This is a genomic window from Pedobacter ginsengisoli, assembly GCF_002736205.1.
GTDB lineage: Bacteria > Bacteroidota > Bacteroidia > Sphingobacteriales > Sphingobacteriaceae > Pedobacter > Pedobacter ginsengisoli_A.
The window spans coordinates 1048525-1061867 of record NZ_CP024091.1 but is presented as its reverse complement, the minus strand read 5'-3'; the positions used below and the strand labels follow the sequence as shown (position 1 = coordinate 1061867).

Genomic DNA, 13343 nt, shown 5'->3' with positions numbered 1-13343 from the left:
CCTTTATATATAAAATCCGGGTCTTGCCATTAAAACTCCCGGATGTTTTTCCATTTCTGATTCAACAAGATCAACACCTAACCCTGGACGGTCACTTAACAGCAAATGTCCACCGTTAATCATTTCTTTTATTGGATGATCAATAACGGTATCTCTCCAGGGCACATCATTAAACATGAACTCTTGTCTAAAAAAATTAGGTACAGAAGCACATACATGAGCCGAAGCCAAAGTAGAAAGTGGCCCATTAGGATTATGCGGGGCAAGTAAAACATTATAAGCCTCCATCATGGTTGCCATTCTTTTCATTTCTGACGGACCGCCGCAACGAGTGATATCAGGCATCATAATATCACATACATGTTTCTCTAATATGTCTCTTATACCGTGACGAGTGTAGTGTCTCTCACCCACACAGATAGAAACATTTGATGGAATACGCTCGCGCATAGCTCGTAAGGTATTTGCATTTTCTGGCCCCGCGGGCTCCTCATACCAGGTAATATTTAATTCCGATAACCGCTGTGCCATTTTTACAGCTACACTGTAATTCAACATGGCGTGTGTCTCTATCATAATGTCAAAATTAGGCCCCACAGCTTCTCTAACAGCCCTGCTTACCTCAAATGCCAAATCCTGCTGCTCTACAGTAAGTTGCAGATTAGGTGATAAATCCTCACCATACAAATAATTTGTATGCGCAAAAGGATCAAATTTAAGTCCGGTAAATCCAGCTTCCTTTACTTTCCTTGCTTGTGCAGTATAATCTTCAGCATTATGTTCTCCCCCCGTAAACCAATAGTTTGCATATAGCAATATATCTTTCCTAAAAGCACCACCCAGTAGTTCATAACATGGTGCGCCCAGTACCTTTCCTTTCAAATCCAACAGAGCCATATCAATTCCACTAATAGCACACATACTGGCACCAAATGGCCCCATCCAGTTCAGATCTCGATATAGTTTAGTCCAGATAAAATCTGTTTTCATTGGATCAAGTCCTATAATCCTTTCCGCTACATGTTTAGCCGCATGATATACAATCGGGCTTCCCGGCCAGTTTGTGGCTTCGCCAACCCCTGTATGCCCCGTGTCAGTATAAATTTTTAATAAAGTCCAGTTGTATTTAACGCCTTCAACCAGCCATACCTTTACATCTGTAATTTTCATCTTTATAAAATTATTTGTTAACGTAACCTAAAAGTCACACTTCCTTTCAATTGCTTATCCTTAATACTTACGCTCTGATCAGTGAATGGAGAACCATAAAAAGGTTCTGAACCATTATTACTATAATCAGCAATCAGAAACTGAATATTACCATCCTGCAACCAGCTTCTAGACGATTGAGTTTCATCCGAAAGCACCTTAATTCCTTTATTATTTCTATTTTTAAGTTCAGCGTAAACAATGTGCTGCTTTGTAGACCTAAAGTCGTTTGAACCCAGCTCGTTTGCATCGTCCTTCCATAAGATGGCGGGCATTTTACCAGGTTCTTCTACTGATGATATCCATTTGGCATTTAATTTTGCAGTGCCATTATCTCGTGAAATGTCGTCAGGAGAATAAACCGTAAAATCTCCACGCCGCTTCCAGTTTAATTCATCAAATTCACGCGGTAACTGAAACAACATACCATATTGATAAGGATTAGAAATAGTCAAATTATTAGTTTTAACACTATAATCTACCTTTACATTGCCATTTTTCATAAAAGAGTACTTAATGTTTCCACTGGCATTGGAGTAAGAAGTTTCCATTGTAATTACAATAGCATCATCTGATTCCTGAGCGACAATATTTTTTGCAAACAAGGTATATAAGGGATAATTTTTTAGTGGATATATGTTATTTTGATAAGTCTCGCCAGCTACATTAGGCTTCCCACCATCCTCGCTATTCATTGGTATTACACAAAATACAGGTCCTTGTTCAAGAATACGCTCACCATGACTTTCTGCCTTTGATATTAAACCAGTTCTTTTATCAATTGTATAAGTGATTTCTCCCTGCTCAACAAAATAAGCTCCGGCATTCTCCTTCATTAAAAGTGATGCAACTGGCTCATATTGCATTACCGGTGTTTTACTTAAACCAATACGTTCTTCATTAGCAATAAACCCAGCCGGATCTTTAAAAGTAATATATACTTCAGTAGTTTGCTTATTTACTGGAATTTTTAAAAAGCCACTTTTATGCGGACCAATAAACGACTTAACTTCACCTTCATCATTATTGGTTTTATATGCAATAGAAACATCTTTTAACGAGATAAAATCATAACGGTTTTCTACCTCGAGCATTAAATGATTGTTTTGAATTTTTCGTTCATTCAAATTTTGAACTACTACAGGCGCATAGGCTTTTTTCATACCCCAGTACTCTGGTTTAAGTCTACGCCAGCCATCAATCGGCCCCCAAGGCCCATATCCTACTATTGTTCCATTAGGTAAATGAAAAGTATCATCAATACCACTCCATATGGCACCTCCTACATTTCCCTTGTGGTAATAAATGGAATCATACATTTTTACTAATGGAGGCCCATAAGCGCTTCTAATACCGGGATCGGTAACTAGCTCTCTTCTATTATAAGTACTTATGTGCGCATACTCACCAAATAAAGTGGGTCGGCTCATAGTATCCGTTGCTGCAGGCCCATTAATTCCAGGGTAATGATAATTGGCAATGTCTGCCTTACTGCCTGCATTATTAAAACCACCCCAACACTGATCGTGAAAAGAGGTTGGTCGCGTATCATCAAATTCTTTCACCTTATCCAACACTTTCTTCCAAAGCGGACTCCACATCGATTCATTGCCTAACGACCAAATGATAACCGAAGGATGGTTTTTTGATGCCTGCATTTTTTCCAGATTTGCCGAGATCATATAAGGTAAGAATTTTTCGTCTTTATAATTCCATAGCTTCCACATTGGCGAGGCATGATGCTGAATCCAAGTTAATGATGATTCATTTTCAACAAAGAGACCAATTTTATCAGCCTCTTCTAAAAATTCTTCAGATGGAGGATAATGAGAGGTGCGGATATAATTGCAATTGGCCTGCTTAAAAAGTTCAGCATCCTTTATTTCAAGTTCTTTACTAATAGTTCTGCCGGTAAGCGGATGAACAGAATGCCTGTTAACGCCCCTTAGCTTAACCACACTTCCATTCACAAAAAGCTGATTTCCTTTGATCTCAACCTGCCTGAAACCGATTTTTTGATTATTCTGTTGAGTAACCTTACCGTCAATAAGCAGTTCTGTAGTTAAATTATACAAGTACGGACGCTCAGTGTTCCATTGTCTTGGATTTTTAACAAAAAAACTCTTCTCAGAAACAATTGATTCTCCTGCAGTAAGGGCTTTGTTTAATGGGAATGCTTTGTTTAAGATAACTTTACCCTCTTTATCAGTTAATAGGTAACGAAGTCCAACAGTTGAATTCATTTTAGATTCATTGATCAATTTAGCTTTAAGCTTAAGGGTTGAATTCTTATAATTTGCATCAAAACTTGTACTTACCGTAAGGTCTGCAATATTTATTTCGGGCAAAACAAATAAGGTTACTTTACGCAATATTCCACCCACTGTGTGCGCCGCATATTGAGATGTACAAGCCAAAATATCACTGATTGTTAATGCCTGAACTTCAACCTCCAGTATATTATCCCCTGATTTAAGGAAATCTGTAACATCACTTTCAAAAGGAACAAAACTTCCTTCATGTTCAGCTACCTTATTACCATTAACTTTCACCAAAGCATGAGAACTCACGCCATCAAATTTTAATTTTACACGCTTACTTTTCCATGAGCCAGGTATTGTAAAAGATCTGCTGTAGGTCACGGTTTCTCCCGCTGCTACATTGTGTCCTTGCATGGCCCATTCTCCTGGTACCTGAATGGGAGTATTCTTTGTGCCCTGTTTAAACCTCCATTCTCCATTTAGATAAATTTTCAGGGTTTTATCTGCAGGAACCGGCGATAAACGTGCAATTTCAATATTCTTATTACCAGCAACCGGAAAGGCTATTTTTTGAATTTGGCCGCTCACACTGTTTGCCAAACAAAATAAACTGACAAAAATTATGTTGTATAATGTTTTCATTCTCAATCTTCTTAATTTGACATTCTGACTTACTGACACTTACATAATCCCATACTTCTCAAACGCTTCTGTGGCACTCATTCCCTCCTGAATTTTAACCTGAACCAGTTTCTCCCCTCTTGCTTTCTCAATCGCATGGGTTAAGATTTCAACCTCCTTATTTTGGGGAACTATGCAAACTCCATCAATATCACCTACTACAATGTCTCCAGGATTAATTTTTACACCTCTGATTTCTATTGGCACTCTAAAATCAATTACTTTTCCTCTTGGAGCCTGATCTTGAGCATAACTACCATATGAAAATGTGGGAAAATTCAATTCTAGAATTCCTTTTGTATCTCTTGAATATCCATCCACAACTGCTCCTGCAGCACCAAGTTTCATAGCCCTTGTGCTCATTAATTCTCCCCATAAAGCATAGCGTGGTGAAGCGCCACCGCAGATATATACCTCATCCTTTTTTAAATCATCCAAAGCCTCAAGCATGAGACCAAATGAACGTTTTAAAATAGAATTATTTCCCTCATAACCAGCCGACTCCAGTACATCCGCCTCTAATACAGGCATTGCTCTTCCGGCAACAAACATGTTTTTCTGAAGAGGTTGTATTTCAGCTGGCAGAAACTGATGTAACAATCCCAATTTATCCATTATATCACCAATTACTGCAGTATAAAGCTCAGTTCGTATGATCTCGAAAAGTTCATCATCGTTATACCATTTCATATTGTCTCAATCTTTAAACAAAAATCAACAATTGAAGGCTACAATTCTGCACCGTATTTATCCTCTAGTTGAACTTTTTTACCATTTTTTAATTAAAAAAGACAACGATTTGGCATATACAATTAAAAAATAGCGATACACTGATAGCTAATGGAGTCTTAAAAATTTAGAGCTATTTGTTATCTAATAATTTTGTGATGGTTGGTTTCAATGCCTGTGCCCAGGCCCTGTAGCCTTCAGCTTGTAGGTGAATACCATCCGATCCATATTTTACAGGATCCAAATCGCCATTTGGCAACATAAAAGGCTCATTTATTGGCAGGTAAACAAACGACTTATTTGACACTTTTGTTAGTAAAACATGAATCTGATTATATTTTTTTCTTCTCTCTTCGTTTTTTTTAATACCCGTTGGCAGAGGACCGGTTAATACCAATTTGGTAGCGGGCATATTTATATTAACCCAATTAACAATAGAAAGGATGCCAGATGCAATTTCATCAGCATCGTCATTATCGATAAAATTATTCACACCAATGGTTAATACCATCACTTTTGGCCTGGCTTTCGCATACGCACCATTTTGAAGTCGCCAAAGAACATTTTGAGTACGATCTCCGGCTATACCTGCACTCTCCCATTTAAAATTACCAAATACCTGGTTAAAGGCATCAAATCCTGGCCTATATAATAGTCTGGTTCTATGGCCGCCAGTACCTTGCGTTATTGAATTCCCCAAGAAAAGAACATCAAGGGGTGCTTTTAGCATCATTACACTATCAATATTATCAAACTGAGCCCACCAATCATCCTTACCTGTCCAGCCTGCGCCTGAACGGTATTCAGCACCGGGCGCAGGGATTTTGGCAAAATTTACTTTATAACCGGTAGCATGTAATATAAAATTCGTGATTGGCGTGGGATTCGGCAAGCTATGCGGATGGTGATTTATTGTTGGTTTATGTATCACCTGTATATTGCCCCCTGCTACAAGAACCTGCTGTTCAAATGGCGTCGTATTTTCTGCAATAGGCACAACATCATCAACGTCTCCTACAACGTGTAACATTGGAAATCCCAGTTTTGCAATTTCTTTAGCCCGATCTAATGGGTTATTCTTAAAATTAATTGCCTGTTCTTCGCTAAGGTTATAATCCTTTTTAAAATCTTCCCAAGGCTCCCGGGCTCCTGCACTTTTTTGGCCACCCGGCCAGCTTTTTAAATCGAGCACTGGTGCATCTGCATAAATGCAAGCTACCTTTCCCGGATTAGCTAAAGCCCAATTGTATATATAGACACCGCCTCTGCTCATTCCCTCTAACACTGCTTTCTTTGAAAGACCACATTGTTGCATCAGATTATAAAATTTGTTCCACAAATTTATAGCCTCAGTATTGCCAAACAACTCCGCTACATCGCAATAAACAACATGAAAACCTCTTTCCAATAATGACACATCAGTTTGGGGTTCATGTCCCCAAAAACGAGCTCTCCAAACCCATGGTTTACCAATAGCAGTTACTTTAGGCTTTACCACTTTGCATGCTCTGCCACTAAAAGTAAAATCTGCACATTCAAAACCATTAAATGAGCTGATCTTTTTATCTTCTTTTAATAACGAAAAAATATCATATGCTCCTTTTTCATTTAATTTAACTGCTTCATATAAGCGTTTCGCAATTATTGTTGCTCCTAACGAGGATGGATGAATTTTATCAGGCAAAAGATCTGATTGATCTAGAAACAGGGAATAAAGATCAATAATCTCTGACTTGGTTTGATAAGCAACAGTCTTTATTCGAGGTATAATCTGCTGTTTAATAACTGGATCATAAATTGAGTTACTATCTGCCAAGAAAGAAGGTATCGGAAGTAACAGAACAATTCTGGGATGGATTCCTGATTCGCTAAATGATTTAATAAGTTCTTTATAATCACTCTCAAACTCATTGTAAAAAGATCTGTTTATGAATTTACTGTCGTTTGTTCCCAACTTAATAAACACTATATCGGGTTTACTTTCAAGAGCCTTTTTATAGGCAATTGTATTCCAATATGGGTTGTTACCCTTTTTGAGTAATGTTGTTCCACTTACCCCAAAATTCATAACCTGATAATTGTTGCCTAGCATGGCTTGCAACTGTGCCGGATAAGCATTCTTTTCTCTATTAACTACACCTGCACCATAAGTAATGCTATTTCCTACACAGGCTATTTTAATTTTCTGAGCAGAAAGAGTTGTCCACAAAAGGATAAAAAGAAAAATTGGTAAAATACTTTTGTTCATAATATTTGGTGGCTTAGACTATTATAATTTCAATGTGCAGACGAAAACTGATTAAATCGAAAAAGGCCTATCCATAAGATAGGCCTTTAACCTAATTAACCAACTACTATCTGGCTAGCAAAATGTATAAATTCTTAGCTCTATAATACTCAGTTTCATCCCTCAACTGAGTACTTTATTAATTAGAGTCTTCCTTTATTACTGAGCTCAACCAAAATAACAATAACCTTGAATAATAACAAAAATAACATCCTTGAAATACTCATTCAATGGACAATACAGCAAAATACATGCATTATTCTATTGTAAACCAACTGAAGCCACCTGCAGGTATATTTACAGTAATAAAAGCTTCCTGTTTTTCATTTAATTCTAAATTGCTGGCTTTACCATTTTGATCTGTTAATTTAGCTGTTCCTTTAATTCCGGTATAATACAATGGCACTTTCATCTGTTTGGTAATTCCTTTATCTGTGGGATTAAAAACAATTAACATTCCTTTTTCATCTAGCTCTGCATTTACATGCAACATTGCATCCAAATCTCTTCCTGTTGGGCGGGCAACATGAATAATATCTGATGTAAGAATACCTCTATGTTTTTTAAACCAGTTTACCCATTTACTTACCATTGCTTTCGTTTCAGGTGTATCATAAAGTCGGTTGCCCCTTACTGTAAACTGGCAACCACTTGCTAAATGCTGAAATAAGCCAACCTCATACCTATCCAGATTTTGAGATAAGGGTTCTAAGCCTACCCTGGCATCATTGGTATAAAAGCCTACCAACTGTAATGTCATCCAACCCATTGTTGGAGTTTTGTGCCAGGTACCATCGTAGATGTACTGACGCCCTAATAACAATTGCTGTTGTGGGGTTAAATTTGCACTGGCTTCACGATACCCCATACCTGTTGCAGATTGCCCATTTAAAAAATACCAATCTGGAATTGGCACGTACATATTACGACGCTGAAGTTCGTGAAGAACGCGTACCTGCTGCTTCCATTGTTGCCACTGAGAATCGTAAAAATTAGTATGATGTGGGTGGCTTGTTGATGCACAAACATCACCATGATAAGGTCCATCCATATTAAAGGTCATCAGCCCTGTTTGATCAAAGAACTTCCACATATTGGTGTAATACTTGTCTTGCCAATCACTTGCAATACAAACACTTTGTCCAAATAAACTACCAGGCTTATTGGTAATCGGATCAATACAATCCACATCAGCCCCTCTTCCTCTTGAAGCAACCTGCAATTCGTATCCTCCCATTACAATTCCTTTCGTAGCTGCATAAGATGATATGCCTTTCCATAAAGAAACATAACCAGTATCCAGATTATCATGAGAAATACCTGGCCATGCCATAATATCTAATCTTTCAAATCCCAATTCGCCCATTTGATCAATAAAGCCTTTCAGCTTTGTTTTGTCATGAGAAGTAATACCGCCAGTAATTAAAGACTCTGTTACTTGTGGGGCTAACTTTCTGTAGAATCTACGATGTGCCAAACTTTGGCGTTCTCTATCATCATTGTCATGTAATAGCTCGAAAGTAGTAAATGAGGTGAATTTTTGTTTTGATTTTACGGTTTCAGAAGGTCCCATTGGTACCCTGCTTACTAACAAGTTATGATGTGGAAATCCTAGAAATTTATCTTCTGCCTGATTATGTGATGCCCATGTATTGTACTCACTATCTGTTCTCCATGTGGTAGTACTTTGTCCTGTTTGGTAAGCCGGAGGCGTTCCTTTATAATGCATCAAAGCTGATCCTTCTTTATCTGCATTAGCCAGTGCAAAAGAATAGTCACTTTCAACATGTATACGCTTTACCTGATCCTGATTTACAGCTAAAACTTCGCATTCAGTTTCACGAACAACAAAAGATGAATTGGTATTGTTATCAATAGTTAACCATTTAGCAATAACAGGTATTCCTTCGTATAGCTCATAATGCACTGTAACCTGTACTGTATTTTGCCAGTTGTTCTTATTTAATGGCGCTTTATAGTGCATTAAAACATGTAGGCCCTTAGGTGGCCAGTCTGTATGAGCAGCGTTATATTTTTGTTGCCAGGGATAGCGTGCAGTAGGCTGCATTATCTCAATACCAGTAAAACGGAATGCCGAAGGCTCCGCTATCAAATTGCTATACCAGCTCTCTAACAAGTATGATTTTTCTGGCTGTCCGCTAAATCCGCCTATATCATACCAGGTGCTATCTATCATCACTCGTGCTTCTGGTTTTACAGCCCTCAGGTATTGAGCATCTGTGTTTTCATTTTTAAACCCTACACAAGCTAAGTTATCTGATACATAAAATTCACGGCTAAGCAAACCATTAGTTAATAATAGTTTCGCCGACATTTGACCAGGGTCTTTTTGCAATAATAATTGTACAGGGGCTTTAACCTGGCTAATCAACCAGTCCTTTGAATCTCCAGTAGAAGCAGGAAACGACTGTACTTTAACAATTGATTTATTGGCTTCTAATGCAGCTATTAATGCACGTTGCTCATCGGTAGCTTGCTTTTGTTTTTTTGCAAGTTGTTTGGCATTAAACAACAAATGTTTAGCTGCATCAAACTTTATCTTATTTAATGAAGTAAACCTTACTTCATATATTAATCCATTAAAATAATTCCCTTTACCTAAAGCTCCTATAGAGAAATTAGAAGCTACAGTTTTAGCTGCGGGCAAACCGGTCAATGTTTTTACTCCATTGGCAAGCGCAGAAATAGCCTTGCCATCATTTACTATAGCTATATGAATCCATTCACCAGGAATTGCCTTTGCAATAGGCTTACCATTTTCTTTTCCATCTATCAATACCACCCACTGATCTTCTTTTTGGGATAAAACATACCCACTTTTATCATCGCCATAAGCGACCACCACACCAGTACTTCTTCCTTTGTCGTTTGCTCCTTGTCTGCTATTCGTCTGAAACCAGCCTTCAAATACAAATGGTATAGCTGCTTTACCAAAATTATCTGCAATACTATAACTACCACGGTCTTTGAATGAAATAGCACCTTCCCCGTTTAATTTTTTATCTGCGGGTGCATCAGCAAAAAAAACAGGCTGTCCATTTCGCTTTAAATCATGATTAAGGCCACTCAAATCTTTCAATACCTCGGGAGAGGTAGCGTAGGTAACTGCTCCTGAGCGTCCCATATTGTAATGAGCTACTGTCTGTTGGGCCTTAGCCTGACTAAAAAGAAAAAGTACTGCAAATACACAGCATATACTCCTGTAAAAATTTTTAAAATCTTGAATCACAAATAAGTTCATTTTAGTGTTTAGCTTTATTTTATATTTTTAGATTTACCTAACCGGAGTAAATCTAAAAATATAAAAACCCTAATACTGCCACTAAATTGACAAAAACCGATGCTTTATTTTCCCGGTTACTTTATGGCATTTACTTTACCAGACCTTTATTCTTTGCTTACCACTCTCTTCAAACGAGAAATAATCTTTTCCCGTTTGTAAATCTATTTTTATAGGGTTTGCTTCTAGCAGGTTGCGCAAGTGTTTTCCGTAATTACTCTTATGTTCTTCAAAAGCTTTCTCAAAAGATTGATAATACTGTCCTAAAAAAAGTAAATTATACTTAGCAAGCGCTTTTGCCTGCTCCTCTCTTTCAACAGCATCAAAAGGAACTGGTGCTTCAACACCATCGTACCCTGCCTCCTTTACCTTTCGGCAAAAAGCATCATAAGTTTCATGTTCCTGTCCCCATTTTGGGCAAAAAAACTGTAAGATCATTTTATTTGGTTGCATACTATTCTTTATTTTAGATATGAAAAGGTTACTAATACCCAACAGCTCTTTTTAATTTCACAAACATTTTTTTGTTCGAACCATCTCTATTTGTCTTGTATAAGTTCCAATTATTAGCATCAACACTTTCCAAATGAAATGATTGCGAAGGGTCTGACAGCTGATCTTTTACCCATATTGGAAACGCATTGGCAGCTCTGGCATCTTCCCATGTTCTTATTGCTTTAAAGATAGCATCTTTCTGAGGGCAACTTTCAACATCCTTTTGGTTTAATCTCAAACTGTATGTTGTACCAACCCCTACTGAAATGGCTTGTATATGCTCATATTCTTCAACTTTAGATTTGGCGTTGATTGGGAAATTGCCACCCATACCCACAGGAAAATAGTTGGCATAAGTTACATCACGCAGATCTTTTCCCTGACTTGTTGAACTGCCCCATTCGCGGGTTTCAGCATCATACAAATTCTTTCCACCACCAACATTCCAAATACTTTGATAATGCCATGATCCTTCAGATAAAGTTGCACCTGTGAAACGGATATATGGAACACCTAACTTCTTTGCTTTTTCAAACATTTTACCAAAGAAACGTTTGGTCGAATAATAACCATGTCCGGTATTAAACAAAAACTCCTGCCCATCAAAATCGTAATAAGATAGGCCATTGATTTTACAAATCTCAGCAAAGTGCTCAGCTATTTTGTCTTGCAATTGTATATTCGGTACAAGCCCATCATAACCACCGCCAACTGTAACCTGAAGTTTATAAATGGTATCTCTGTTAGCATGATTTGAAGGAGTAGTCTTCCAATATCCGCGCTTTACATTTAAAAGTCGGTATGGTTTGTCTTTCGATACCCCCTTATAATAGATAAGTTCTTTACCAATTTTAACCATATTTAAGTGAGCACTGTGGCCTTCCCAACTGGCAATCTCCTCAAGATAGGTTGGGTCGTCAACAAGAATAACTGTATCCGTTACACTGATACTTTTTACGAGTAAGCGTTTTTGCTGATAGCACAAACTATCACTTGGCATTGGACTGGCATCCATAGTACCTGGGGCTAAAGAATTAGTAATCGGGGTTCTCCCTATCATGATACCTTTTTTAGCTGCCATATCCGAAAACTCTTTATGCGAAACATTTCCAGTTGTTAGTTTTATTGGTTTTCTCTCAAAATTCTTTCCGTCAATATATCCATTGTTCCCACGATCAGCTCTTAAAAAGCCTTGATCATATAAACTTATAGTTTTAAAGCCTAATCTTGATGTATAAGAGATAATACTATCATTTAAATTACCACTTGTAAGGGCATCAGGAACGAAAGCAGCAGGATCTTTTACCCATTTCCCATTAATAGTTGGATGAGGAAGCTTTTCAGCCAAAACAATTTTTTGAATCACGTCCAACAAAGCTGTGCTATCCGGACTTCCCCATAGCGCTACAGATGATCCAATATAATTTACTGGCAATGGTTGCACTTGCAGGTGGTTTGGTTTGTTAGCCTCCATAAGCGGCATAAGTGAAAAATAGATTTCTCTTTCAGAAGATCTGTCTCTTGATTGATAAGCAATAGATATCTGGCCCTTTTTGTCCACTAAGGCTGCATTACCATACATAATTCTATACCATGGTTCTTTGTGCGCGTAAAAAGCAACATCACTAATACCATCTCCACCCAGTGTAAAAATTTGTCCTTCATGAAGATCTTTAGGCAAAGGAAAACGCTTGGCATCTGGCGTATGTATTATGTATTGAAAAGGAGCTGCATCGCCAACAGTTTCGGCTAGTCCACTTATGGTCTTGTCGTTCAGGGCAAACATACCAATGGCATAATTAACCGTTTTGCTGGTATCACGGGCAACACCAATAATTTCACCCATTAGATTGGTAATATTTGTATGATAGTTACCCCACTGGATAACATCGATACCATTACGAGGTGAGAGCGATTGCAGGGTAAGTTTAAAATATTTCTTTTTGGGCTCAATACTGATTGTGGCAACTGACCCATTTGGATATTTAAGTACCATTGTTTGGCTGGCTTTGGTATAGGTTGCGTTGGTTGGCTGATAATAAACATTCTTTTTACTATCGTATAAACTCATCACCGGCGAAGGCTTATCTGTAGGACTAAATTCACGATTAGGTTTAACCGTGATATTTTTCATACTGGTGATCCAGCCTTTATTGCTAATCTGGATTTTGAAATAATCGGTGCTAAAATTGTACTGCGCAAAAACCGATATTGGAATTGTTGTAATAAAAAAGACAATTACGATTTTAATAAAGTTTAGTTTCATATTGGATTGGCTGTTTCAGTTGTGTGTGTTGTATATATAAATCTACTATTTTGACTAAAATTGATTGATTATTTGTATAAAATATAAAATCATGGCAGGAATTTCTTCCGGCCA

General features: G+C 37.6%; 7 protein-coding genes. All 7 read right to left on the bottom strand.

The window, feature by feature from the left end; all coding sequences use genetic code 11:
- Positions 1-3: 3 nt before the first annotated feature.
- The 7 genes from CPT03_RS04330 to CPT03_RS04300 all read right to left on the bottom strand — a co-directional run bounded on the left by CPT03_RS04330 (position 4) and on the right by CPT03_RS04300 (position 13229).
- A complete protein-coding gene (locus tag CPT03_RS04330; protein ID WP_099437694.1) occupies positions 4-1170 on the bottom strand; it encodes a mandelate racemase/muconate lactonizing enzyme family protein in 1167 nt (388 codons plus the stop codon).
- Positions 1171-1187: 17 nt separating this feature from the next.
- Positions 1188-4112 (bottom strand): glycoside hydrolase family 2 TIM barrel-domain containing protein, encoded by a 2925-nt coding sequence (locus CPT03_RS04325; RefSeq protein ID WP_099437693.1) that lies wholly within the window; start codon positions 4110-4112, stop codon positions 1188-1190.
- 39 nt (positions 4113-4151) lie between these two features.
- Complete coding sequence (locus CPT03_RS04320; RefSeq protein ID WP_099437692.1) at positions 4152-4841, bottom strand: RraA family protein; 690 nt, start codon at positions 4839-4841, stop codon at positions 4152-4154.
- A gap of 172 nt (positions 4842-5013) precedes the next feature.
- Positions 5014-7128, bottom strand: a complete 2115-nt coding sequence (locus tag CPT03_RS04315; RefSeq protein ID WP_099437691.1) for a GDSL-type esterase/lipase family protein — start codon at positions 7126-7128, stop codon at positions 5014-5016.
- A gap of 295 nt (positions 7129-7423) precedes the next feature.
- On the bottom strand, positions 7424-10429 hold the full coding sequence (locus CPT03_RS04310) for a LamG-like jellyroll fold domain-containing protein (RefSeq protein ID WP_099437690.1): 3006 nt from the start codon (positions 10427-10429) through the stop codon (positions 7424-7426).
- Positions 10430-10564: 135 nt separating this feature from the next.
- On the bottom strand, positions 10565-10921 hold the full coding sequence (locus CPT03_RS04305) for a hypothetical protein (RefSeq protein WP_099437689.1): 357 nt from the start codon (positions 10919-10921) through the stop codon (positions 10565-10567).
- Positions 10922-10952: 31 nt separating this feature from the next.
- Positions 10953-13229, bottom strand: a complete 2277-nt coding sequence (locus CPT03_RS04300) for a hypothetical protein (RefSeq protein ID WP_099437688.1) — start codon at positions 13227-13229, stop codon at positions 10953-10955.
- Positions 13230-13343 lie beyond the last annotated feature (114 nt).